Source organism: Streptomyces calvus (genome assembly GCF_006782915.1).
GTDB lineage: Bacteria > Actinomycetota > Actinomycetes > Streptomycetales > Streptomycetaceae > Streptomyces > Streptomyces calvus.
This window is the reverse complement of sequence record NZ_VCNP01000004.1, coordinates 1-23,343: the sequence shown is the minus strand read 5'-3', so window position 1 is coordinate 23,343 and position 23,343 is coordinate 1. Positions and strand designations below refer to the sequence as shown.

At 72.4% G+C, this 23,343-nt stretch carries 20 protein-coding genes; 7 read left to right on the top strand and 13 right to left on the bottom strand.

Translation table 11 applies throughout. The annotated features are described in order from the left end of the window. Window positions 1-9 precede the first annotated feature (9 nt). Window positions 10-1,056 (bottom strand): ParB/RepB/Spo0J family partition protein, encoded by a 1,047-nt coding sequence (locus FGW31_RS00595; RefSeq protein ID WP_142191285.1) that lies wholly within the window; start codon window positions 1,054-1,056, stop codon window positions 10-12. A 119-nt stretch (window positions 1,057-1,175) separates the two neighbouring features. Between FGW31_RS00595 and FGW31_RS00590 the strand changes: the two genes are divergently transcribed. After that, on the top strand, window positions 1,176-2,345 hold the full coding sequence (locus tag FGW31_RS00590) for a sulfatase (RefSeq protein ID WP_142191284.1): 1,170 nt from the start codon (window positions 1,176-1,178) through the stop codon (window positions 2,343-2,345). 163 nt (window positions 2,346-2,508) lie between these two features. On the opposite strand, the gene FGW31_RS00585 is transcribed toward FGW31_RS00590, so the two are convergent. From FGW31_RS00585 to FGW31_RS00575, 3 genes are all read right to left on the bottom strand, one after another. Further along, on the bottom strand, window positions 2,509-3,507 hold the full coding sequence (locus FGW31_RS00585; protein WP_142191283.1) for a dimethylarginine dimethylaminohydrolase family protein: 999 nt from the start codon (window positions 3,505-3,507) through the stop codon (window positions 2,509-2,511). A 1-nt stretch (window position 3,508) separates the two neighbouring features. Then, window positions 3,509-4,936, bottom strand: a complete 1,428-nt coding sequence (locus FGW31_RS00580) for a sulfatase-like hydrolase/transferase (RefSeq protein ID WP_142191282.1) — start codon at window positions 4,934-4,936, stop codon at window positions 3,509-3,511. Window positions 4,937-5,033: 97 nt separating this feature from the next. Continuing rightward, a complete protein-coding gene (locus FGW31_RS00575; protein WP_142191281.1) occupies window positions 5,034-5,456 on the bottom strand; it encodes a DUF6027 family protein in 423 nt (140 codons plus the stop codon). Between the two features lie 276 nt (window positions 5,457-5,732). Between FGW31_RS00575 and FGW31_RS00570 the strand changes: the two genes are divergently transcribed. After that, window positions 5,733-7,136 (top strand): MFS transporter, encoded by a 1,404-nt coding sequence (locus FGW31_RS00570; RefSeq protein WP_182674811.1) that lies wholly within the window; start codon window positions 5,733-5,735, stop codon window positions 7,134-7,136. Between the two features lie 90 nt (window positions 7,137-7,226). Continuing rightward, entirely contained in the window at window positions 7,227-7,640 is a 414-nt protein-coding gene (locus FGW31_RS00565) for a hypothetical protein (RefSeq protein ID WP_182674813.1), read from the top strand. Between the two features lie 365 nt (window positions 7,641-8,005). Here the strand turns inward: FGW31_RS00565 and FGW31_RS00560 are convergent, their stop codons facing one another. The 9 genes from FGW31_RS00560 to FGW31_RS00520 all read right to left on the bottom strand — a co-directional run bounded on the left by FGW31_RS00560 (window position 8,006) and on the right by FGW31_RS00520 (window position 19,489). Beyond that, complete coding sequence (locus tag FGW31_RS00560) at window positions 8,006-11,176, bottom strand: AfsR/SARP family transcriptional regulator (RefSeq protein WP_267905327.1); 3,171 nt, start codon at window positions 11,174-11,176, stop codon at window positions 8,006-8,008. Window positions 11,177-11,535: 359 nt separating this feature from the next. Further along, entirely contained in the window at window positions 11,536-12,174 is a 639-nt protein-coding gene (locus FGW31_RS00555; protein ID WP_233452302.1) for a histidine phosphatase family protein, read from the bottom strand. 3 nt (window positions 12,175-12,177) lie between these two features. Further along, window positions 12,178-13,005: a hypothetical protein gene (locus tag FGW31_RS00550; RefSeq protein ID WP_142191278.1), complete on the bottom strand. Its 828-nt coding sequence runs from the start codon at window positions 13,003-13,005 to the stop codon at window positions 12,178-12,180. Next, complete coding sequence (locus FGW31_RS00545) at window positions 13,002-14,432, bottom strand: cation:proton antiporter (protein WP_233452300.1); 1,431 nt, start codon at window positions 14,430-14,432, stop codon at window positions 13,002-13,004. Before FGW31_RS00545 ends, FGW31_RS00550 begins: the two co-directional genes overlap by 4 nt. A 2-nt stretch (window positions 14,433-14,434) precedes the next feature. After that, complete coding sequence (locus tag FGW31_RS00540) at window positions 14,435-15,433, bottom strand: Gfo/Idh/MocA family protein (RefSeq protein ID WP_142191277.1); 999 nt, start codon at window positions 15,431-15,433, stop codon at window positions 14,435-14,437. A gap of 611 nt (window positions 15,434-16,044) precedes the next feature. Beyond that, window positions 16,045-16,509 carry a hypothetical protein gene (locus FGW31_RS00535; RefSeq protein ID WP_142191276.1) on the bottom strand — a complete coding sequence of 155 codons (465 nt, stop codon included), beginning with the start codon at window positions 16,507-16,509 and terminating at the stop codon, window positions 16,045-16,047. Between the two features lie 55 nt (window positions 16,510-16,564). Further along, a complete protein-coding gene (locus FGW31_RS00530) occupies window positions 16,565-17,194 on the bottom strand; it encodes an NUDIX domain-containing protein (RefSeq protein WP_142191275.1) in 630 nt (209 codons plus the stop codon). Continuing rightward, window positions 17,178-17,834 carry a hypothetical protein gene (locus tag FGW31_RS00525; protein ID WP_233452298.1) on the bottom strand — a complete coding sequence of 219 codons (657 nt, stop codon included), beginning with the start codon at window positions 17,832-17,834 and terminating at the stop codon, window positions 17,178-17,180. The genes FGW31_RS00530 and FGW31_RS00525 overlap by 17 nt, the downstream gene beginning before the upstream one ends. 434 nt (window positions 17,835-18,268) lie before the next feature. Further along, a complete protein-coding gene (locus FGW31_RS00520; protein WP_233452296.1) occupies window positions 18,269-19,489 on the bottom strand; it encodes an MFS transporter in 1,221 nt (406 codons plus the stop codon). Between the two features lie 424 nt (window positions 19,490-19,913). Here FGW31_RS00520 and FGW31_RS00515 point away from each other — a divergent pair, with 424 nt between their 5' ends. From FGW31_RS00515 to hisG, 4 genes are all read left to right on the top strand, one after another. Beyond that, complete coding sequence (locus FGW31_RS00515) at window positions 19,914-20,669, top strand: NADPH-dependent FMN reductase (protein ID WP_142191273.1); 756 nt, start codon at window positions 19,914-19,916, stop codon at window positions 20,667-20,669. 147 nt (window positions 20,670-20,816) lie between these two features. Next, window positions 20,817-21,572 carry a phosphoribosylaminoimidazolesuccinocarboxamide synthase gene (locus FGW31_RS00510; protein ID WP_182674815.1) on the top strand — a complete coding sequence of 252 codons (756 nt, stop codon included), beginning with the start codon at window positions 20,817-20,819 and terminating at the stop codon, window positions 21,570-21,572. Continuing rightward, on the top strand, window positions 21,559-22,263 hold the full coding sequence (locus tag FGW31_RS00505; RefSeq protein ID WP_142191272.1) for an SDR family oxidoreductase: 705 nt from the start codon (window positions 21,559-21,561) through the stop codon (window positions 22,261-22,263). The genes FGW31_RS00510 and FGW31_RS00505 overlap by 14 nt, the downstream gene beginning before the upstream one ends. Before the next feature lie 9 nt (window positions 22,264-22,272). Continuing rightward, on the top strand, window positions 22,273-23,169 hold the full coding sequence (gene hisG / locus FGW31_RS00500; protein WP_142191271.1) for an ATP phosphoribosyltransferase: 897 nt from the start codon (window positions 22,273-22,275) through the stop codon (window positions 23,167-23,169). The last annotated feature ends 174 nt before the right edge of the window (window positions 23,170-23,343 follow it).

The window sequence follows — 23,343 nt, the reverse complement described above, 5'->3', positions numbered from 1 at the left end:
GGGATCTCTCTAGCTGGACATGCGATGCCCCGTGTCGGGCTGGGCCGAGGCGGTGCGCAGATGTGTGGCGACGTGCTGCCAGTAGGTGGCGTACGTGTCGGCGAGGTCGACGATCATGTCGGCGCAGTGGTGCGGGAAGGTGTCGACCAGTCGGTTCCACTGTGGCATGAGTTGAGCCTGGGCGTCGAACAGCCGCAGCAGGGCCCGCCCGGTGTCGGTCAGGCGCAGCGAGGGGTCCTTGCGCAGCACGTGCAGGACCGCGGCGGGGGTGCGGGGCCGGGTGCCGGCCGGGACGGGCGCCGGCACCAGGGCGGGAGCGGGCGCCGGAGCGAGCGGGGCACGGGGGGCTGGCGCCACGGCGGGAGGAATGTGACTGTCTGACGGGGCGGTCGAGCGGGCGGGGGCGGGACTGCGGCCGGTACGCAGACGCTCACGGACGTCGTGAGCCGTTCCCAGCGAGATCCCGGCTTCCGCGGCGACCTGACGCAAGGGCATGGTGGGGTGGGCGGCGATGAGGTGCCCGGCGCGGCGGCGGCCCTCGGTGGCGTCGAGCGGCCGGGTGCGACCGTCCTGCCCGACGCGGGTGTTCGACGGTGGGATTTCCCCGGACGAACGGCGGCGGATGGCGGCGACGGTCTTGGGGGACAGACCGCTGGCGCGGGCGATGGCCCGGTCGGACCAGTGGGGATGGGTACGGGTGATGCGGGTGGCGGCGGCGGTGCGGTCGGCGAGGGACAGCGGCAGCCCGTGGCTGATGTTCTGCCGGACGGCCAGGACGAAGGCGTCCGCGCTGTCGCCGTCGTAGAAGCGGACCGCGATGTGGGTGCGGCCCCGCAGGGCCGCGACGCGTAACCGGTGCATTCCGTCGATCACCTGCATGGTGGGCCGGTGGACGAGGATCGGAGGCAGGTCGGTGCCGGCCTCCAGCAGCAGCTGCACGTGGTCGGGGTCCTCACCGCGGCGGCGCACACCCGCGGTGGCGGACAGGGCATCGAGGGGAACGAGGTGGACCGGGTCGTGGGGGGGATGCGCTTCCTGGTCTTCCCCGAGGGGCATACGGCCTCCGTCCTGAACACACTCCAGCGGAACATCCGCGATTCGTCAGGCAGCGTACAAACCCGCGATCAGTAAGGGATCAACGCTCCATCAGCAACCCGCGAAAGGACACACAGGACATGCCCAACGTGCTGCTGATCTCCCTGGACACCGTCCGGGCCGATGTCGCCTACTCGGGGAAGATGCCGGGCATCGAATCACTGCGCCGCCGGGGCACCACCTTCCGGCAGGCCGTCTCCTCGGCACCGCTGACACCCATCAGCCACGCCAGCGTCTTCACCGGACTCCAGCCGGCCCGGCACGGCATCCGCCACCTGCTGCGCGAGCAACTCGCCCCGGACGCCGTCACGCTGGCCGAGCACCTGAAGCGGGCCGGCTACGCCACCGGAGCGGTGGTCTCCTGCCCGGGGCTGAACAAGTGGTACGGCATGGACCGCGGCTTCGACTTCTACGACGACGAGATCCCGCTGCTGCCCGACGGCAGCGACCCGCTGACCACGCCCGACGTGAAGATGCGCGGCCTGGCCCTGAAGCGGGCACCGCTGGTGGTGGACCGGGCCATGGACTGGCTGTCCCGGCAGCAGTCGCCGTTCTTCCTCTTCGCGCACTTCTTCGACGCCCACTGGCCCTACGAGCCGCCGGAGGACTTCTGCCCCACCGCCGCCAATCCTTACGAGGGGGAGGTCGCCTACTCCGACCACTACGTGAGCAGGATGCTCACACGCATCGAGGAGCTGGGGCACGCGCTGGACGACACTCTGATCGTGTGCTTCTCCGACCACGGCGAGGACCTGGCGGGCTGGTACCCCAACGACCACTCCGGCGACCTGGGCCACCCCTACGAGGAGGGGCACGGCTGCCTGCTGTTCGACACCACCCAGCACGTGCCGCTGATCGTCTCGGGCCCGGGACTGCCGCGCGGCGCGGAGATCGACAGCCAGGTCCGCCTGGTCGACATCGCGCCGACGGTGCTGGAGCTGCTCGGCCTCGAGCAGAAGGACGCCGACGGGGCGTCCCTGACCGAGTTCCTGCGCCCGGAACCCGCCGGCGCCTCCCGCCCCGCCTACAGCGAGACCTACTACCCGGAGGAGCGCCGGGCCGACGGTCAGTACCCCGATCTGCTGCCGCTGTCGGCGGTGCGCTGGGACGAGGGGGAGGGCGCGCGCCGGAAGGTCATCTGGCACATAGGCGGTGACACCGTCGAGAGCTACGACCTGCGGGCCGACCCGACGGAGCACCACGGGGAGACCCTGTCCACCGGCACGCCCCCCGTCGCTCCGCCCCACTGACCCCGCCCGGGTGCAACGGCCCGCGCGCCGCCGGTCGGTTCCGGCGGCGCGCGGGCGTTGCGGCGTCACACGTCACATCGGGCCCGGCGCCGCCGTCCGCTCCCCGGCCGCAGGCCGGGGAGCAGCCGTCCACGGCGGCGGAGCCGCGGCCCGCGCCGGCCGGTCAACCGGCCCGCGCCGCCGCCGCGTCGGAGTCGTCGCGGCGCAGGATGCCGGTGAGGCAGCCCAGGGCGCCGGCCGCCTTGACGTACTCGCCGACCTCCGCGGTGAACACCTCAAGGCCGGCGTCCTCCAGACGGCGCCGGGTCACCGGACAGCCGGCGGGCATCAGCACCCGCCCGGGGCCGAGCGCCACCAGGTTCATCGACCGCCGCCGCACCACCTCGTCGTCCGGCGGCAGCTCCACCAACTCGTAGTCACGTCGCACCAGTTCGGCGCGCGCCGGTGCGGACAGCGCGGCCGTGTGGACCACGGCACGCCGGCGGTCCACGAAGACGACCGAGCCCAGCAGGTGCTGCGCCCCGTCGCTCACCGGCACCTCGACGGTGTCGACGCCCTGCTCGCGCAGCACCTCGCGCACGGTCGCCGCGCCCGCCCGGTCGGTCCGCAGACCGATCCCCACCAGCACGGTCCGCTCGTCGACCCACAGGGCGTCCGCGCCCTCGAACACGGCCGTGCCGGTCATGATCCGCAGCAACGGCACGCCCAGGGCGGCCAGGGCAGCGGCCGCGTGCCGTTCCTCGCCGGCGCGCTGCGCCGACGCGCAGCGCGCCAGGACCACACCCTGCGGGGTGGCCAGGAACAGATCCCGCGCGAAGACGATGTTGGGACCCGCGGTGGGCGGCGGGTCGAGGACGTGCACCCGCACACCCAGCGTCCGGTACGTCTCCGCCAGCGCGGCGAACTGCTCACGCATCCGGCCCAGGTCGACCGGCGCGCGCATCAGCTGCGCGGCCGGGTCGGTGACCGAGGCGATGCCGTCGTGGGGGCGGGTCAGCAGCACCTCGCGCAGCGGCGCCCACTCCGAGCGGTAGCCGCACCTGCTCCACCGCACACCGGCCTCGACCTCCTCCCGGTGCCCGGCGGAGCGCGGGACCCAGCCCGGCCCGCCGAGGTCACTGGTGGGCAGGCCGGCCCGGGGTGTCGTGTCGGACCGGCCCATGTCAGACCGAGTAGCCCAGCGCGCGCAGCTGGCCGCGGATCTCGTCGGTGAACGGCACCTGGTCCGGCTCGCGCAGCGCCGTGCGGTAGTCGTCCAGGGTGGCGAGCAGGTCGGCCCCGTCGTCGTCCGGCACCGGCCGGGGCACCGACGACTCGTCGAACTTCTCGACCCAGGACGCCTCGGTCGGCCGGATGTTCTGGAACCACTCGCTGTACTGCCGGGTCAGCCGGACCGCGCGCCGGTCGTCCTGGTAGGCGGCGTGCCCGATGAGGTAGTGCCGCAGGGCGCCCGGCTGCTGCCCGGAGAGCTGGCGCTGCTGGTAGGCGACGAACTCGTTCAGCTCCGACGTGTACGCCTCGGCGACGGCCGGCGCGTCACCCTGCAGCTTCTGCGTGCCGCGGGCCACGGACGCCAGGGACCGGCCGTCGAAGACCCCGGTGGCGGGCGCCGGGATGCCGGCGAGTTCCAGCACGGTGGGCGCGATGTCGACCGTCCGGATCCGGTTGGTGTGCACGCCGGGCGCCACGTCGTCACCGACGATGATCAGCGGCACCCGCAGCACCGCTTCGGCCATGGAGTTGAAGTGGCCGTTGGTGCGCTCGTCGAACTCCTCGCCGTGGTCGGCGAAGAGCACCAGCAGCATGCGCCGTCCGGCCGCGGCCATCCGCTCGCGCAGCCGGTCCAGGAAGGCCGTGAAGCGGGTCTCCAGGAAGTGCTGCACGCCGTCGAGGTAGATCTGGAACAGCCGGTCGTACTGGCCCTCGGCGTGCAGATAGGCGATCGCCCGCTTGTAGCTCACCAGCAGCTCGGTGTCCTCCGGGCTGCGGTAACTCTCCACCAGCAGGTCGCTGAAGGGCAGCGACGGGGGCAGTTCGGCGGTCAGCTCCGCGACCTTCTCGCGGTAGGCGTCGCCGCCGAAGGCCAGGTTGTGGAAGCCGTACGGCGCGTGCACCGCGCCGAAGTGGGCGCAGGAGACGGTGGAGTCACGTGCCAGGACGGCGTCGATGAAGGCGTCGTCCTCCTCCACGAGGTAGGTGTCGATGTCGCGGGTGAACCCCAGCTGCGGGCCGAGGATGATGGGGAAGTCGGTCTTGAGCACCGTGTCGCGGCCCGCGCGGCGCCCGTAGGTGAAGACCGACGGGGCGCGCAGCGAGCCGTTGTAGAACTCGTGCAGCCCGTTGTGCAGCGGGTACTGCCCGCTGAAGATGGCGCCGTGGGCGGCCGCCGTGTACGGCGCCGCGCTGATCACGTTGGGGAAGTAGGCTCCGCTCGCGGCGAGTTCGTCCAGCACCGTGGTGCGCGCCGGGCGGATGTCGTGGTACTTGTGCGGCCACAGCGGTATCGGATTGCAGGCCAGCGCGTCGCTGCGCATGGTGTCGATGGAGATCAGTACGACGTGATCGTAAGGGGCGTTCGACTCCACGGGCATGGTCCTCACCTCGGATGCGTCGGGACGGCGGAAAGGGGCCGCGGACGGCGTGTTCGACTGGGGAACCTCCTCGGCTGAACACCCCGTACGGGGCGGATCAGTCGTGCTGGGCGGGGTAGACCTCCGGGTTGTCCAGCGGCACCTTGAGCCAGGAGATCATCTGGCGCAGCTGGTGGTAGGCCGCCAGACGCTGCTCGTCGCTGTCGGCCTCCTCCGCGGCGGCGATCGGCGCCCAGAGCCGGGGCACCATGACCGGCCCCACCTCCAGCAGCCCGCCACTGCCGCCGGTGGCCCACTTGGCCAGGACGTAGCGGGCGATGACACCGACCGGGATGTCGAGGTTGCGGGACATGCCGCGCAGGGTGACCAACGGGTCCAGCCGCCCGTACTCGGCCACCTCCTGCTTGAAGTTGGCGTGCGGGTCGTCGGCGGCCCAGGTCTCCTTCCAGCGGCGCAGACGGACCACCTCCTGGCCCTCGTCGTCGGTCCACACGTCCCGGTTCCCGGTTGTGTCGTCCATGCCTGCCTCCACCGGCGGTGAACATTTACCGTCGCAGATTTTCGGGTCACGCGTACCGGCCCGGCAACCTCGTCCGACGTGAGCGTCGAACGTTCTGGACGTTCGCTCGACAGGCCGAGTAGAACGTTTGCCGGTGACACGGCGGCATTCCGCCGGACGTGCCGAGTCCCCCGCTCCGCCGCAGCCGAAAGAGCAGGCCGGAGAAAGAGGGCGAGAAGGGAAAGACATTCCTGTGACGAGCCGTAGAGAATTCGTCGGAGTCCGTATATGACGGCCGTGGAGAATTCCCGCCCGCCGGCCGGAAACCGGAAGGCGGCGCCGGGGCGTTCGGCGTCCCGCCGGGTCCTGGTGGCCAGCACGGTCGGCAGCGCCATCGAGTGGTACGACTTCTACCTGTACTCGACCGCCTCCGCCCTGGTGCTCGGCCCCCTGTTCTTCCCCAGCCAGTCCGCCACGGCCGGCACGCTGGCCTCGTTCGCCACCTATGCCGCGGGCTTCGTCGCCCGCCCGTTCGGCGGCATCGTCTTCGGCCACTTCGGCGACCGGATCGGCCGCAAGGCGATGCTGGTCTCCACCCTCCTCATCATGGGCGTGGCGACCTTCCTGGTCGGCGTGCTGCCGACCTACGAACAGGCGGGCGTCCTCGCGCCGGTCCTGCTGGTGGTGCTGCGCGTCGTCCAGGGCATCGGCATCGGCGGCGAGTGGGGCGGTGCCGTCCTGATGAGCGGCGAACACGCTCCGGCCGGACGCCGCGGCCTGTTCACCAGTTTCCCCGCCGCGGGCTTCCCGATCGGTCTGTGCGCCAGCACCGCCATGTTCCAGCTCGTCTCCCGCCTGCCGCAGGAGCAGTTGTTCAGCTGGGGCTGGCGCCTGCCGTTCCTGGCCTCGATCGTCCTCGTGGTGGTCGGTGTGTTCGTCCGCCTCGGCGTGGCCGAGTCACCGGAGTTCAGCCAGGTGCGCGACAAGGGCGCACAGGAGCGCATCCCTCTGTCCGGCGTGCTGCGGCAGGGCCCGGCACCGGTCGTGCGCGGTGTGCTGGCCGCCCTGGGCCTGGCCATGCCCGTCAGCGTGTACACGGTCTACCTGCTGTCCTACGCCTCCTCCGGCCCGGACGCCGGACAACGCACCGCCGTACTGGACGGGTTGCTCGTCGGGGCCATGGTGGAGGCGGTGGTGCTGCCGGTTGCCGGATGGCTCTCCGACCGCGTCGGACGCCGCCCGGTCATGCTGTGCGGGTACACCGTCTGCGCCGTGACGGGCCTGACCGCCCCGGCCTGGCTGACCTCGGGCGATCCCGTGCTGATCACGGCGACGTTCGTGCTGTCCATGGGCGTCGGGCACGCCCTGATCTACGGCGCCTTCTCCGCCCTGCTGATCGAGATGTTCCCCGTCGGCCACCGCTATTCGGCGCTGGCCGTCACCTACCAGCTCGGAGCCACCCTCGCGAGTTTCGGTCCGCTCCTGGCCGCGGCCCTGGCCGGAGAGCAGCGCACGGCGACACCGGCGATGATCGTGCTGTGGAGCTGCCTGCTGGCCGCGGCGGCCGCGGTGGCGGGCGCCCGCCCGTACCGGCCCGCGACGGCGGCACCCGGAGCCGGTGCCGCGCCCCGCGACGCGTCCGTGACGGCGGACGCGGCCGGCCCGCCGGTCCCGCCACCCGCGCACACTCCCGCCGACTGACGCCGCGGGCCGGCGCGCGACGGGCCCTGCCGGCCCGCCGCGCGTCACCGCGCCCCGCGGCCACCCACGACCGTCCGCCGTGGGAGAAGGGTGCCCGCCACGGTGCGGGAGCACGTCCACGCCCGGCTCGTACCCGCTGTGGTGCGGGCCCGCTTCCAGTGGGGCGGGCATTCGCCCGGAGTCACCGTGCGCGCCGAACTCGCCGACGGCCGCCGGGCGTTCGCCGAGGCCGTTTCCGTCGGCGATGATCCGGACAGCTCTCGCTTCCACCGCTGCGAGACCCGCATCGCCGGCCGCAACGGCCCGGCCGGAGCGGAACCGCCCGACGACCCCCTGCCCGGCCCCGCCGCCGCGCCGGACGCCGTGATCCCGGACCCGGCCGCGATCTCTCCTGCACCGGTCCCGTCGGCCCGCCGTGCTCACCCCGGCCGGGCCGCGCGCCTTCCTGCGCGCCCGGGGCGAGGCCGGGCCGACCCGGCTCGAGCCACGCCCGGTCGGCCCTGACGGCTCCGCACCCGGTCGCGGCGCAGGAAACGGAAGGCGCGCGCCGTCCGGGCGCCTGCGTCACGGGCACGGAAAATGCGACAAGAGCGCGCATCCGGCCGGAAAAATGTTTTGCCCACTCATTGCGCACCGCCGGTCCGCGGGCGTGCCTCCCGGAAGGCGGCCGCCGTCCGCGGCGGAAAACACATCGGCCGGTAATGAACGTCCGGCAAATGAACACCGCCGTGAAAAGCGGAGCCTGTGGTATTCAATTCCCCTGGCACATCGGTTCGTTACATCCATCGATCGACGAGGAGACGGTGATGCGACGCAATTGTGTTGCGGAGGAATGCGGCGTACGCACCTCCGGGCCCGCGGCGTCCGGTTCAGCGGGACGACCCCCGCTGTCCGCGCGAGCCGCTGCCCGGCACGGGATCACGTCGGACGACGACTGGAACAGCACCGGCTCCCGCCGCCGGGGCCGCACGCCCGGCGTCCGGCACGTCCTGTAGCCCGTCCAGCAGCCGGGAGGTCTCTTCGGCCTCGGGCAGCTCCTCCTGGCTGAACAGCTCGTGGGCGCTGCGCAGGTGACGGCGGGCGGCACTGAGGTGTCCCAGGTCGATCAGCGTCCTGCCCCACACCGTCAGCGCCCGCGCCAGATCCCGCCGCGCGTCGAGCTCCTCCAACTGCGCGACGGCACGGGCCGCGTGGTGCGCGGCCTCCTGGAGCCGGCCGGAGCACCGCAGCGTCTCGGCGATCCGGTAGAGCGCGTACGCCTCACGGTCCCGCACCCCGTTGGAGCGGCTCACCACCAGACAGTGCCGGTACCGCGCGAGGGCCTGGTCGTAGCGGCGCTGCTCGTGCAGGGCCAGGCCCAGCACGTAGAGCGCGTAGGCGCAGCCGGCGCGGTCGTCGATGCGGTGCAGCAGGTCGAGCATCGCCTCGCAGGACGGCACGGCCAGTTCGGGCCGGCCGCTGAGCACATGCACCAGCGCCGCGTTGACCGTGGTGGCGGCCTCGCCGGACCGGTGGCCGAGCTGCCGGGCCAGCGCGATCGCCTCGTCGTAGTGGGCGATGGCCTCGTCGTAGCGGCGCAGGTACTGTGCGGCCAGACCGAGGTCGTTGAGGGCCTGACGGAGGATAACGATGTCGCCCGCCTGCCGTGCCGCCGCGACCGACGCCCGGGCGTGCTGCTCCGCCGCGGCCGTGGAACCGCTCTGCAGCGCCAGCGAACTGCACAGCAACCGGGCACGCCCGACGATCCGCTGGTCCCCGGTCGGCTCGGCCGCCTCGAGCAGCGCCAGGGCCGCTTCGCGGAGCCGCCCGCCCGGCAGGTCGCGGTTGAACGGGCTGAGCGCCACGAGCAGGTCCACCGCGATCCGCAGGAAGCGCGTGTCGGTGTCCGGTGCGCCTTCGACCAGGCGCAGCGCCGCGGTGATCGTGGGCAGTTCGGTGCGCACCCAGTCACGCGCGGCGTGGATGTCGGCGAAGCGCACGCCCGCCGCGGTGATGGGGCCGAGCGCCTCGGCCACCGGGTCGCCGGGCACCGCGTGGACGAACGCGTTGTACGCCGTGCTCAGCAGGAACTGCATCAGGCGGTGCAGGGCCCGTTCGCGTTCGTCGTGCTCGTCCTGTTCGCCCGGCTCGGCCGCGCGCTGCTGGGCGAAGACGCGGATCAGGTCGTGGTAGCGGTAGACACCCGGACGGGGGGACTCCAGCATGGCCGCGTCGACGAGGGATTCGAGGAGGTCCTCGGCGTGTTCCTCGCTCAGGGCGAGCATCGCCGCGGCGGTCGGCAGCCGGATGTCCGGAGCGCCGAGCACCGCCAGCAGCCGGAAGGCGCGCGCCTGAGCAGGGGTGAGCTGGCGGTGGCCCATCTCGAACACGGCGCTGATGGCGACATCGCCGACGTGCAGTTCGGCTATCCTGCGCTGCTCGTTGGCGAGACGGCCGGCCAGCGCGGCGATGGACCACCGGGGCCGTCCGGCCAGCCGCGCCCCGACGATCCGGATCGCCAGCGGCAGGCAGCCGCAGGCCCGCACCAGTTCCTGCGCCTGCGTGCGCTCCGCGGCCAGCCGCCGCTCCCCGACGACCGTGCCGAACAGGTCCATCGCCTCCTCGGGGGAGAAGACGTCCAGGTTGAGCTGGAAGCTGAGCGGAGCACCGAACAGCCGGTGCCGGCTGGTGACGACCACGCCGCACTCCGCCGAGCCGGGCAGCAGGTGCATCAACTGCCGGGCGTTACGGGCGTCGTCCAGCAGGACGAGCAGACGCCGGTTGTTGACGAGCGACCGGAACAGCTTGCTGCGTTCGTCGAGCCGCTCGGGAATCCCTTCGCTCGGCACACCGAGGGCCAGCAGGAAACCGCCGAGGACGACGGCCGGGTCGGCCGGATTCGCGTGGCTGCCGTAGAGGTCGGCGTGGAGCTGGCCGTCGGGGTAGGCGTGCCGCGCCTGGTGGGCGGCGTGCAGGGCGAGCGCCGTCTTCCCCACGCCGCCCATGCCGGTGATGGCGATCAGGGGCGGTGTGGTCCGGCCGCGCGCGGTCAGCAGGTTGTGCAGCAGGGCCGCGTGCGCCGCGCGACCGGTGAAGTCGGGGAGATCCGGGGGGAGTTGGGCGGGCAGCGGGACGGTGCCGGCGTGTTCCTTGCGGCCCGTCTCCGCCGCCCCGGGACAGTCCTCGGCGGCCGTGCTGCAGACGGACATGGGAACGGGCACGGCATCCGGTGCGGGAGCGCTCCCGCGGGCGGGCGCGGGATGCACGGCGGGCGCCGGGGACGGGGTGGACCGGGCGGGGAGCAGGGTGGGGTCGGCGCCGAGGATGCGGCGGTGCAGGCCGGTGAGTTCGGCGCCGGGGTCGACGCCCTGCTCCTCCACCAGGCGGCGGCGCAGCCCGGTGAAGACCGCCAGCGCGTCGCTCTGCCGGCCGGCCGCGTACAGCGCCCGCATCAGCAGGCCGTGCGGGCGTTCCCGCAGGGGGTGGGAGGCGGTGAGCTCGGTGAGCCCCGGTATCGTCATGTGGTGCCGACCGTGCTCGATCGCCAGTTCGAAGCGTTCTTCCAGGATCACCAGCCGCAGCTCTTCGAGGCGCTCGCGCTGCCGGTGGGCGAACGGTCCGGGCACACCGGTGAGCGGATCGCCCCGCCACATGCGCAACGCCGTCTGGAGCAGGTGGTCGGCCTGTCTGCCGCGGCCCTCGGCACGGGCACGTAACGCCTCGTTGAGCAGGGACTCCGCGCGCCGGACGTCCAACGCCGTCCGCGACACCGCCGCCTGGTAGCCGCCCGAGACGGACACCAGCACTCGCGGTTCGGCCGAGTCCGGTTCCAGCAGTTTGCGTAACTGCCAGGCGTAGGTGCGCACCGTGGGCACGGCGCGGGCCGGCGGCCGCTCGCCCCAGAGCGCCTCGACCAGCTTGTTCATGGACACGGCGTGCTCGGAGTTCAGCAGCAGCATCGACAGCACCGCCTGCTGCTGAGGTGGGCCGACCCGGATCTCGGTGTCGCCGCGGTAGGCGCGTACCGCACCCAACAGGACGAAGCGATACTCATCCGTCAACCCACTGGCCTTTCTCTGATCCCCTGTGCCCTGCCGGACGCCCGCGGTCCGTGAGCCGGGTGCACAGGTGAGGTGGCTGGTCGGACCTGGTCGTGCGGGGGCCTGGCGCGGTGCTGTGCCCAGGGTGGGCCAGGACGAAGGGTAACCCCACAAATGCCATGACAACAGAATCTGCGGCGAAGGCGGCTGATTGGCCCATCACCTTCGTCTACCCGCGTCCGGCAGCAGTGGTCGGGTGAACAGCGCGACGGCCGCCGCCCGGACGCCGTGCCGGGCGACGGCCGTGGTGGCCGGATCGGTGCTACTCCGCCCGCCGGACACCGCCGGGACGGTCCGGGCGGTGCGGGGGCGCCGCGTTGTCACGTCGTGCGCAGCGCGGGCGGGAGATGGTCCCAGAGGTTGACGTGCGCGACCCGCCAGATGCCCTCCTTCCAGTCGAGGGCGGTGATCCCGCAGTTGTACAGCCGGGCGCAGAAGGCGTCGGTGCCGGCGACGACCCGCAGCACCGTCTTGATCACTCCGCCGTGGGTGACGGCGAGCACCGGCCTGCCGCTGCCGTCCGCCGACTCCACCAGTTCCGCCAGGGCACCGCGCACCTGCCGCCGGAACTCCCGGTAGCGCGCCGATACCTCACCGACCGGCGGCGTCAACGGTGTGTCTGCGCGCGGCAGTTCACCGATCACCCGGTACGGGGCCTCGCTCAGGCTCGGCTGGGTGTCCACGCCGGCGCCCAGCGCCGCCGCCAGCGGTGCGGCGGTCTGCCGGGCCCGCCGCAGCGGGCTGGTGCGCAGTGGCCCGACGTCGAACCGGGAACCCGCGTCCAGCGGCGCCCGCCGCGCGCACCAGTCCGCCAGCAGGGCGGCCTGTTCGTGCCCGAGCGCGCTGAGCGGCATGTCCAGGTCGTCCCCGGGGTTCAACTGCCACTCGGACTGCCCGTGACGCACCAGGTAGATCCGCAGGGACCGTCCCGGGCCGCGCGGGGGAGGGGACTCGGGCACCGGTCAGCTCTCTCGCATGCCCAGCGCGGTGGCGGCCCGCTGGTACTTGATGTCCGAGGTGATGCGGGTGTCGAAACGCTCGCACAGCTCGCTGGAGAGCACCTTGATCAGCTGCACGACCCTCGGGTCCTGCGCGATCTCCTCGGAGATCCGCGGGTAGATGGCCAGTTCCACCTCGCTGACGGGCCGGGTCACGCGCTCCTCGGGCGGCAGACGCAGATTGCTGACGAACGCCCGGTCGATGCTGCACCGCAGCGCGTCCCGCTCGTCGAGCCAGACGAAGAACGTGTACCGGTAGTCGTCCAGCCGGACGGTGGGCAGCAGTTCGGTGCGCGGGATGCCGTACTCCCGCTCCAGGAACAGTCCCGGGTGGTCGATGTCGTCGCGGGCGAGCAGCCGCTGGACGATCGCCACCGCCTCAGGGGAGTCGGGCGCCGCCTGGATGGTGGCCTTCTCCTCGCCGTCGAACACATAACGGTGGTCGCGGCGGACGTTGTGCTCGTCCTGGGCGGCCTTGAAGGCGCAGAACGCGTGAGTGATCTTGTTGCAGGAGGTCCGCAGCAGCGCGCCCGTCCGCAGGATCCGCAGGTCCTCGGTGTCGTAGTAGATGGCGGTGTTGAGCGGCGGAGAGTGGCGCGCACCCTCCTTCTCCGCGATCTGCGCGCCGGGAACCAGGTCGCCGACGGTCGCGGTCATGTCGTCGAGCCAGCGGTAGTAGTCCTCGTTGTCGACCTCGTCCATCTCGATCTTCACGGCGAGCTGCTGGAAGACGACGAAGTCCCCGGCCCTGCGGTAGACGGCGTCGCTCTCGGGCATCCTCGGATCGATCACTTCAGGTGCTCCTTCGGGTGAGATGCGGTCGTCGGCCGCTGTCCGACGGATGTGCCGGCGCCGGGCTCCCGCGGACCGTGCGGCGGCGGGACGGGTGCGTCCTGGTCCGTGAGCGGGATGCCACGGGCCACCGCCCGGCCCAGCCACTGGCCGGCCAGGTGCGAGGTGATGACGGACAGCAGGACCAGGGTGGTGAAGAACCCCCGGTCGATGATCTCGGCGGCGTAGGTGACCGACGCGAGGACGATGCCGGGTCCGCCCCGTGCGTTCATCGCCACGGCGAGGTTCACGGCCGTGCTGTTGCGCTCGCCGGCCAGCCGCGCGCCCAGCCACACGCTGAACGACTTCGCCGCACAGGCCAGGGCCAGGAACCAGCACAGGAACAGGAAGTCGAAGTGGTGCGCCAGGTCCAGCTGCACACCCACGAGCGCGAAGTACACGGGCACGAACACGCCCATGGCGAAGGGCCGCAGACCGTCGTCCCGCTCCCGGCGCCCGCTGCCGCCGGCCGCGGGACCGTCGTCGCGCTGCCCGGCGCCCGCCCGGGCCACACACATCCCGGACGTGACGGCACCGAAGATCGGGTCGATCCCCAGCCCCGCGCAGGCGGCGCACAGCACCAGCACGAACAGCAGCCGGTACGCCATCGGACTGCGTCGCGCCACAAGATTGGCACGCGCCGCCGCCGTTCGCGAGTACACGCCGGGCCCCAGCCAGTACACCGCCGCGAGGAACAGCACCGGGACGACGGCGTAGTAGGTGTAGGTGACCAGATCGGGCGGCGCCTCCTGCGACACCAGCTGCCACAGCGGGATTCCGGACGAGCCGGCCTGCGCGAGACCGAGCACCACCGCGAGGACGACGTACAGCACCACGTCCTCGGCGACCGCGACCGCGAGGACGATCCGCGCGAACACCGACTCCAGGATGCCCAGATCGAGCATGATTCGTGAGATCACCGGCACGCTGGTGACCGCGATCGCCATGCCGAAGACCAGGGTGAGGGTGGTGGTGGAGCCGTGCGGGCCGGTCAGCTCGTCCAGGTCGGCCAGGTACGCCATGCCCAGCCCGACGGCGAACGGCAGCACCAGACCGATCACGGTGATGAGCACGATCGTGTTCCGCCGCGCTCCGCCCGCGCCGCGGTGCAATTCCGCGCCGGTGAAGTGGACAAGGAGCAGCAGCCCGAGCGTGGAGAAGGCGCTCAGCGCCCCCGCCACGGGACCGTCGGAGGGCAGCAGCCAGCGCTGCACCCCGGGCGCCGCCATGCCGAGCACCATCGGGCCGAGCAGCAGTCCGCCGAGGATCTCCCCGATCACCTGCGGCTGACGCAGCCGGACGAACAACTGTCCCATCGCGTGCGCTGCCACCAGCAACGCCGCGATCGCACACAGCAGTTGGGCGGTCGTTCCCGCCGTGGCCGGCACGCTCAGGCCCCACTGACGGGTGCGGCCACGGCGAGCGCGGCGTGCGCGGACGTGAGCGCGGCCAGCGCGTCGTCGAACGTGGCCACGCCGTCGAGGGCGGTGTCCGGGACGAGCCGCGGGTAGGGGTTCATGTCGTCCGGACCGGTCACCCGGCTCACCGAGCGGGAACCGGTGCGCAGCGTCACCACCCCGGACCCGTCCGCGCCGTCGACCCGGACCTCCAGGACGCCCCTGCTGCCGGTGAAGACCGCCGTGAGGCGGCGTTCCGGGTCCACCCGCGACACCATCACCCGCGCCCGGGTGTCCCGGGCGTAGGCCCGCAACTCCACCTGCGCGACGTCGTCGACCTCGACGGGCACCGGACCGTGCGGACCGCGCCGCGTGTCGTGGAGCCGGTGCGTCCAGGCCGAGCCGACGTCCCAGACCGGCACGGCCGTCGTCCAGCGCACCAGGTCGAGGGCGTGGGTGCCCAGCTCCAGCAGGGCACCGCCGGCACCGGCCCGCTGACGCCACGGCCACCGGGTGCCCGGCCCGAGGTGCGAGTCGTCGTACAGGGTGATGTCGACGGCGACGACCTCCCCGACCTCCCCGCCCAGCACCCGCGAACGCGCCTGCCGCAGCGCCTCGTTGCACCGCCACTGGAACGACGCGTGGGCCGGCGCCCCGCTCTCCGCGGCCAGTTCCGCCAGGCGCAGCGCGGTGTCCCGGTCCGCGGCCAGCGGCATCTCGCACACCACCCGCACCCCGCGCCGCAGCGCCAGGGCGACCACCTCTTCGCAGGCCGTCGGCGGCACGGCCACCACGACCAGGTCGACGTCCTGCCGTTTGACCAGGGACAGGGCGTCCGAGGTGACCTGCGCACCGGGATGGCGGGCGGCGAGCGCGGCGGCGGTCCGCTCGTCCCGGTCGTGGGCGACACCGACGACGGTGAAGCCCGGCGCCGCGGTCAGCCAGCGCGCGTGCACCGCCCCTCGCCGGGTGCCGATGAGGGCTGCGTTCATCGAGGATGCTCCTCCAGGGTTCTCGGATGCCACCGGCCGTCGCGGCGGACCGGCCCCGTGCCGTACGGCCGCGCCGGTGTCAGCCGGACGGCAGGGCACGGCGGCCGGCGGACTGCGGGGAGTGTCGGCACGGCGGCCGGTGGACTGCGGGGAGTGTCGGTGCGGCGGCCGGTGGACTGTGGGGAGTGTCGGTGTGACGACCGGTGAATTGCGGGGAGTGTCGGTGTGACGACCGGTGGACTGCGGGGAGTGTCGGTGCGGCGGCCGGTGGACTGTGGGGAGTGTCGGTGTGGCGGCCGGTGGACTGTGGGGAGTGTCTGTGTGGCGGCCGGGGGACTGCGGGGGGGGTCGGTGCGGCGGCCGGTGGACTGTGGGGAGTGTCGGTGTGACGACCGGTGAATTGCGGGGAGTGTCGGTGTGACGACCGGTGGACTGCGGGGAGTGTCGGTGCGGCGGCCGGTGGACTGTGGGGAGTGTCGGTGTGGCGGCCGGTGGACTGCGGGGAGTGTCGGTGCGGCGGTCAGTGGAGTGCAGGGCGTGCGGCTACGGCGGTCAGCGGAGTGCGGGGGAGAGGCGGTGCGGCGGGCGGTGGCGCGCGGGGGAGCGCCGGCTCACCGGGAGCGGTCCTGCGCTCCGCCGTCGGCCGCGCCGGCCGGCACCACCAGTTCCACGGCGGTCAGCACGCCGTCGCCGAAGGTGAGCCGGACCCGTGCCCGCACCTGGCGCCGCCGTACCCGGCGCCCCGCACCGAGGTGCAGCCACAGCCGGCCGGCGTCGGGATCCAGCGAGATGCCCGCGGCGGGCGAGGCCTCCTCGACCGGCGCGCGGGTGTGCCGGCCGAGCTTGGCCAGCACACCGGCCGGCAGGTCCTTGACCACGACATCGGTCACCCGGCCCCCGGCGTCGCCGTCGATCTCGCTCGGCACGACCAGGTCGTGGTGCTCGACCGCGCACCCGAGATCCGGTGCGCAGTACACGTGCAGCACCTCCTCCCCGTACCGTCCGCGAACGCGTGGGAGCGGGCCGCACGTGGCGGCCGGCCGGGATGCGGGTGTGCCGATGGAGGGGTCGGTCATGGTCTCCGGGTGTCCTTTCCGACGTGTCGTCCCCACGGGTGCGCCGCCGCGCACCTCACCGACCCGCTCGGGAGCACAGACCCCGGTCGCGGGCGTGCAACAGCAGCAGCAGCGTCTTGGCGTCCGCGGTCTCCTCGCCCTGTACGAGCTCGATGGCCCGTTCCAGGGGCAGTTCGACCACCTGGATGTCCTCGCCCTCGGCCGCGACGCCGCCGCCGGGTCCGACCCGGTCGCCCGGTTCGTACTCGGCGGTGAACAGGTACGTCCGTTCGCGGCTGAGCTGAGGCGCCAGATAGACACGGAACGCGGGTGTCACCGCACCGACGCGGAAGCCGGTCTCCTCCTCCGCCTCGCGGCGGACGGCCTCGTGCGCCTCCTGTCCGTCCAGCAGCCCGCCCGCGGTCTCCAGCAGCTGACCGTCCGCCCGTCCGTCGAGCAGGACCGGCAGACGGAACTGGCGGGTGAGGACGACGGTGCCGTATCGGCGGGAGTACAGCAACACCGCGGCCCGGTCGCCCCGGTGAACACTCACCCGTGTCGCACCGCGCGTGCGGCCGTCCGGCTGCCGTGCCCCGAGGCGGTACTCGGCCAGGGTCAGCCAGTCCTCGGTCACGGTCCGGACGGCGCGCACACTCCACTGCTGCCCGTCGGGCGGCTCCTGTCCGGCGTCAGGCGGTCCGGCCATCGCCCGGCGTGAGCAGCTCCTGCCGCAGCCTGCGCAGCTTGCCCGCCAGCTCCTCGACGGTGAACATCACGTTCGCCGACTGGGTGTCGGTCGAGGGGTAGGAGGTGTTGTACACGTTGGAGAAGTCGCGCTCGCGGGGGCCGCGCAGCACGAGGGTGCAGACCATCGACTCACGCGGCAGCACCACCCGGTGAATGCGGTGGTACTCCAAGTGGTAGGCGTTGCCCTGCTCCTCGACGGTCTCGCCGGTCATCTCCAGCTCGGCCTCGTCCACGAACCGGTAGAAGTTCGCCTGGGTGGACACGCCGGCCTTCTCCGGGCTGTAGCGGTACTGCCGGAACGCCGTCACCGGGCCGCGGGCGGCGCCGTCCGGCTCCGGCCGGGCGAAGTTCTCGGACGTCAGACGGCCCGTCAGGATCGTGGACCAGAAACTGAACCGGTGGTCATGGATGAGCTCGTCGCGTAACTCCTGCTCGCTGTACGGAGGACACCACGCGTGCAGGGTGAGCCGGTAGCCCCGCGGGTCACCGGAGTCCACCAGGACGATCTTGTCGAAGTGATTGACGTGCCGGTAGGAGCGGTCGGCTATCCGGCGCAGCGCCTCCTCGTCGGCCAGATAGCCGGCCAGCAGGTCGGACATGCAGGACCGCGTGCCCAGGCGCCGGACGAGACTCAGGTTGTAGTCCTTCTGGCGGTCGCTCGTCGCCTGCGGCAGTCCCCTGAGAAGAGCCTCGAGGTCAAGTGGCCCCAGGCCGCCGAGAACACGTTCTGAAACGGCTTGCACAACCATCGCACCTTCTCCTGTAACTGGTCCACCCAAGGACGGAGTGTGTTCTGCTCGATCGCCGACACGCGTGCGGCCGCGGTGGGGTGCCCGGAGATCCCGGTCAGATACCCCGAATCATCACCCCCTGTTCGAACGGCCAACAAGTGCGCGATGGGGTGGGCCGTCGGAGGTAGCCGAACGGTCACCTCCGAAGCACCCCCACTCGTGCGGCCCTGCTTGCGGACACCGTGTGCCGCCGTCTCGGGGCACCGTGTGCGCGGCCACCGCCACCGTGTGCCGTGCCGCCGTCACCGCACCGCTTCGCTCACGGGACGGGGTTCCGGCAGCCGGGGCCCGCCGCGGGCCGCGCGCCCCAGCGTCAGCGCGACGAGGGCCGCGGCCAGGGCCGCCACCACCGGCAGCACGAACACCGCGCGCAGGCCGCCCTGTTGCACCGCGAGGCCCGCCAGATAGGCGCCCAGCGCGTTGCCGGCGGTGACGGCGGTGGCCATCCAGGCGAACGCCTCGGTCGCCGTTCCGTTCGGGACGTGCTCGCTGATCAGTGAGAAGCCGCAGGCCATGACGGGCGAGAGGAACAGTCCGGCGGCGGCCGTCAGGACCAGCGCGAGGGCCGGCCGGGGAACGCTGATCATCAGCGCGAAGCCCAGCGAGCTGCCGGACATCAGCCAGGGCAGCCGGCCCGCCGGAGCGATCCGCCACCGGACGACGCCGTAGACGAGACCGCCCACCAGGGAACTGCCGGCGAACGTGCCCAGGAGGACACCGGACAGCCCCGGCTGCCCGACGTGCTCCTCGTAGGCCACGGTGCCGATGTTGAGTGCGCCGAGCCCCACCCCGACCCCGACCATGGCCAGCACGAAGCGGCGCAGGACGGTCGAGCGCAGCGGGCCGGCCCAGTCGGGCTGGTGCGGAAGCCCGCGCCAGGCGCGGACCGCCCGGTGCGGCAGCGCGTACGCCGCCGTGCCGAGGAGCATCAGGGCGGCGGTGAGCAGCAGTGCCGTGCCCTGTCCGGCCAGTTCACCGGCCAGGACGATCAGCAGCGGGCCGACGATGAAGATGATCTCCTGCAGGGACGCGTCCAACGCGTAGGCGGTGGCGACCAGTTCCGGTTTGGCCAGCACGTTCGGCCACAGGCTGCGCAGGCACGGCTCCAGTGGCGGCGCCAGGAGCCCGGCGAGCATCACGGCGGCCAGTGCCGCCTGGCGGTTGTCGCCTCCCGAACCGACCAGGAGGACGTAACCGGCGGCGGCGCCCAGCGCGCTGCCGCACAGGACGGGCACCTGCCCGAACCGGTCGACGGCCCGCCCCAGCAGCGGCCCGCCGGTCGCACTGGAGAGCTGGTAGACCGCCAGCACCAGCCCGATGAATCGGAATCCGTGGTCATGGGAGCGAAGGAAAAGGGTGATGCCCAGCGGAGCCATTCCGCCGGTCATGCGGCCGAGAAAATTGGCGGCGAACAGGGGTATCACCTTGGGTTGGGCGAAGAACGTGCGATAGGCGGCGAGCACGAGGGAACTCCTGAAGTGTGAGGAAAGGGGATCGAGTGCCGGTCCCGTACAAATCGGTTTGAAGGGCGGGCGGGTGCGCGGACGCCGGGGCGACCGCGGGAGTGAGGGGACGAGCGGATGCGCCGGCGGCCGGCTGCCGGGCACTGACCTGCGGGTGTGTGAAGCGGGTGAGCCGACCGGTTTCGCTTCGAAGGGAGAGTAAAGGCGACAGCGAAGGCGAAAGGAAGCGTCCGGCCGTACGCGCCTCCGGCGGTCCGCGCCGTGAACGGAGGCGAAGCCCAACGGCCGTAAGGGCCGCGGGCGCGGAAGGAGCAATTTCCCTTTCCGGCCGTGCTCATGGCGCATGGATTCCCTACTGATGAGTATTTCGTAGGCTGACCACGAAAAGCGGGTGTTCCGCGTCAGTGCTCAGGACGGAGGCCGTATGACCCTCGGGGCAGACCCTGAAGCGCGCTCCCCCCACGACCCCGTCCCCGCCGCTCCCCTCGACGTCCCCTCGGCCGCCCCGCCGTCACCCGCCGCCGTTCATCCGGAGAAATCCCCTCTCGAACATCCGCACCGTGAACCCTCCCGCGCTCCTGCGTACGGCTCCTCCGGCCGGGCCGCGGCGGCGGACCGCGCGCTGACGGTGCTCGGTCTGGGCGGCAGCACACGGGCGGGTTCGGCCGCCGAACGGCTCCTGCGCACGGCCCTGGACGCCGCCGGGAGGGAGGGCATGGCCACGGAGCTGTTCGCGCTCGCTCACCGGGACGTGCCCGTGTTCCGCGAGTCCCTCCTCCTCGACCCGCCGCCGGTCGTGGCGGAGCTGCTGGCCGCGGTCAGAAGGGCGGACGCCGTCGTGTTCTGCACGCCCGTCTACCACGGCACCGTCGCCGGGGCCCTGAAGAACGCCGTCGACCACCTCCAGGCGCTGGCGGGCGACGACCGGCCCTGGCTCACCGGCAAGGCCGCCGCGCTGATGGCGGTCGGCGGCACGCCCCTCGGCGGCGCCAACGCGATCACCGCGATGGACCACTTCTGCCGCTCGATGCACGCGACGACCGTGCCCACGGCCGTCGTGGCCGGCCACGGCTCCTGGGCTCCCGCGGACCTGGACGAGCGGGTGACCCGGATGATCGGTGAACTCGCCGTCCACGCCCGCGGGTTGAGTCGCGCGGAGGCCACGCTGCAACGCGCATAGAGCATTCGCGTGCCGTTCCCGCCGGCCGTCCCCCGGGGTGCTGATCGTCAAGAGTGCTCATCGTCGCCCTTGTGGCTACGCTCGGGGCCGAGAGTTCCTCGAGCCCATGACATTCCAGGTGCGACGCCTGCGATCCGGGGAGGATCCATGCCGGTCTCTGTTGCCTCCGACACACCCTCTGAAGGCCTGCCGGACGACGAACTGCTGGCACTGCGTGAGCGCCGGGAACCCGACATCGTGGGGAAGAGCAAGAAGCTGTGGCGGCTCGACGACGGCCGCTGCCTGATCGAGCTCATCCCGAGCCTGCGCAGCTTCACCTACGACCGCGACGAGATCGTCACCGACACCGGGCCGCTCCGGCTGGAGTTCTACGAGCGGGCGGCCGCACGCCTGACCGCCGACGGCGTCCGCACGGCGTTCGTCAGGAAGGTCTCACCCATCTGCTACCTGGCGGACTACTGCCCCGCCCCGCCCTTCGAGGTGGTGGTGAAGAACCGCGCCGTGGGTTCGACGCTCATCAAGTACCCGGGACTGTTCGTCCCGGAGGAGAAACTGCCCCGGCCCGTCGTGAAGTTCGACTACCGCACCGATCCCGAGGACCAGCCCATCGCGGAGGACTACCTGCGGGCGCTCGGGATCGACGTGGACGAACTCGCCCGGCTCGCCCGCACCGTGAACGACAGCCTCGCCTCCTGGCTGCACCCGCTCGAACTGTGGGACTTCTGCCTCATCTTCGGCACCGCTGCCGACGGGGCCCCGGTCCTCATCTCGGAGGTCTCCCAGGACTGCATGCGCCTGCGCCACGCGGATGGCTCCTCCCTGGACAAGGACCTCTTCCGCAAGGGAGCGGGACACCAGGAGATCGTGACCGCCTGGCGGAGGCTCCTCGATGAGCTCCGCTGACGCTCCCGTGGCGGTGGTCACCGGCTGCAACCGCGGAATCGGCCGGAGCATCGCCGAGGAGTTGCGGGCGCGCGGCCACCGAGTCTTCGGCCTCAACCGGACGCTGCTGAAGGAGGACTGGCTGACGGAGGTCCCCTGCGACCTGTCCGTCCCGGAGGAGGTCCCGCGCGCGGTCGACCGTGTCCTGGAGGAGACCGGCGGCCGTGTGGACCTCTGCGTCTCCAACGCCGTCGACCGCGTCCTGGAACCGATCGCCACCATGCCCGCCGGGAGGTGGGAGCGCATGCTGGCCGTCAACCTCACCGCCAGCCTGCACCTCACCCAGGCGCTGCTGCCGGCGATCCGCGCGAGCCGGGGACTGTTCGTGTTCCTCGGCAGCCACGCCGGAACCCGCTACTTCGAGGGCGGAGCCGCCTACAGCGCGACGAAGGCGGCCCTGGCCGCCTTCACCGAGACGCTCCTCATCGAGGAACGCCCCAACGGCGTCCGCGCATGCCTGGTGGAGCCCGGTGCCATCGCCAATCTGGACGGCGACCACGCCCCGTACAAGATGACCGTCGACTCGGTCGCCCGGTGCGTCGCGTCGATCGTGGACCTGCCGCCGGACATGACCGTCGGCCGGATCGAGATCAGGCCCGCGGCCCCGCTCCAGGCACCGGTCACCGGCATCGACCGGCTGCTCTACGTCTAAGGAGAACGCATGCTCTCCCTGGTCCTGCCCAAGGGCTCGTCCCTGGAGCAGCGCACGCTGGACCTGTTCGCCACGGCCGGCCTGGAGATCCGACGCGCCGCCGCCCGCTCCCAGCGGGCCACCATCGACTACGGCGGCCCGATCCGGGTTGTCTTCTGCAAACCGCGTGAGATTCCGGCGGTGGTGGCGAGCGGAGCGTTCGACGTCGGCCTGACCGGCGCGGACTGGATCGAGGAGTCGGAGGCGAAGGTCGACACGCTCGCCTCCTTCGCCTTCGCCAAGACCTCCGACGCCCCGTGGCGGCTGGTCCTCGCGGTCCCCACGGACCACCCGGCCACCGACGTGCGCGACCTGCCCGACGGAACACGGGTGGCGACCGAGTACGTCAACATCGGCCGGCGCTTCTTCGAGGAGGCGGGCCTGCACGCCGACATCGTGCGGTCCTACGGCGCCACCGAGGCGAAGATCCCCGAGCTGGCCGACGCCGTGATCGACGTCGTCGAAACGGGCGACTCCCTGCGCCACAACGGGCTGCGCGTCCTGCGGACCGTCCGCACCTGCACCTCGCAGGTGATCGCCGGCCCGCACACCCTCGCCGACCCGTCCAAACGCGAACGGGTCCACAACGTGGTCCGGCTGCTGCGCGCGGCCGCCGCCGGAACACGCCGCACCATGATCACCGTCCGGGTGCCGGAACAGTCGCTGCACACGGTGACACCGCTGATGCCCGCCGGCTCCTGGCGGGCCGGCACGGACCTCGCGGAGGCGGGCGTCGTCGTGCTCCAGGGCCTGGCCCCGCACACCGAGCTCCTGCAGACGACCGACGCCCTCCTGGCCGCCGGCGCCCTCGACATCACCGAGTCGGACATCCGCAAGACCGTGCCGGCGCCGCACACCGCCTGCTGACCCGCCCGGAACGATCACGGCGACGGCAGCCCGGCGCCCTCTCGCGTCCACCGCACGGCACCCGAACGCGTCACACGGTGTCGAACCCTGTCACACCGAGTCCCCGGTGAGCCCGCGCCGGCGTGCCGCCCCGCGAACCCGCGGCGGTCGCCGTCCGCTTCTGCGCGCCCGTGC

What these genes read in the sequence shown, in the direction of transcription:
- FGW31_RS00595 (WP_142191285.1), bottom strand. Translation starts at nt 1,056, where the DNA reads ATGCCCCTCGGGGAAGACCAGGAAGCGCATCCCCCCCACGACCCGGTC.
- FGW31_RS00590 (WP_142191284.1), top strand. Translation starts at nt 1,176, where the DNA reads ATGCCCAACGTGCTGCTGATCTCCCTGGACACCGTCCGGGCCGATGTC.
- FGW31_RS00585 (WP_142191283.1), bottom strand. Translation starts at nt 3,507, where the DNA reads ATGGGCCGGTCCGACACGACACCCCGGGCCGGCCTGCCCACCAGTGAC.
- FGW31_RS00580 (WP_142191282.1), bottom strand. Translation starts at nt 4,936, where the DNA reads ATGCCCGTGGAGTCGAACGCCCCTTACGATCACGTCGTACTGATCTCC.
- FGW31_RS00575 (WP_142191281.1), bottom strand. Translation starts at nt 5,456, where the DNA reads ATGGACGACACAACCGGGAACCGGGACGTGTGGACCGACGACGAGGGC.
- FGW31_RS00540 (WP_142191277.1), bottom strand. Translation starts at nt 15,433, where the DNA reads ATGAACGCAGCCCTCATCGGCACCCGGCGAGGGGCGGTGCACGCGCGC.
- FGW31_RS00535 (WP_142191276.1), bottom strand. Translation starts at nt 16,509, where the DNA reads ATGACCGACCCCTCCATCGGCACACCCGCATCCCGGCCGGCCGCCACG.
- FGW31_RS00530 (WP_142191275.1), bottom strand. Translation starts at nt 17,194, where the DNA reads ATGGCCGGACCGCCTGACGCCGGACAGGAGCCGCCCGACGGGCAGCAG.
- FGW31_RS00525 (WP_233452298.1), bottom strand. Translation starts at nt 17,834, where the DNA reads ATGTCCGACCTGCTGGCCGGCTATCTGGCCGACGAGGAGGCGCTGCGC.
- FGW31_RS00515 (WP_142191273.1), top strand. Translation starts at nt 19,914, where the DNA reads ATGACCCTCGGGGCAGACCCTGAAGCGCGCTCCCCCCACGACCCCGTC.
- FGW31_RS00510 (WP_182674815.1), top strand. Translation starts at nt 20,817, where the DNA reads ATGCCGGTCTCTGTTGCCTCCGACACACCCTCTGAAGGCCTGCCGGAC.
- FGW31_RS00505 (WP_142191272.1), top strand. Translation starts at nt 21,559, where the DNA reads ATGAGCTCCGCTGACGCTCCCGTGGCGGTGGTCACCGGCTGCAACCGC.
- hisG (WP_142191271.1), top strand. Translation starts at nt 22,273, where the DNA reads ATGCTCTCCCTGGTCCTGCCCAAGGGCTCGTCCCTGGAGCAGCGCACG.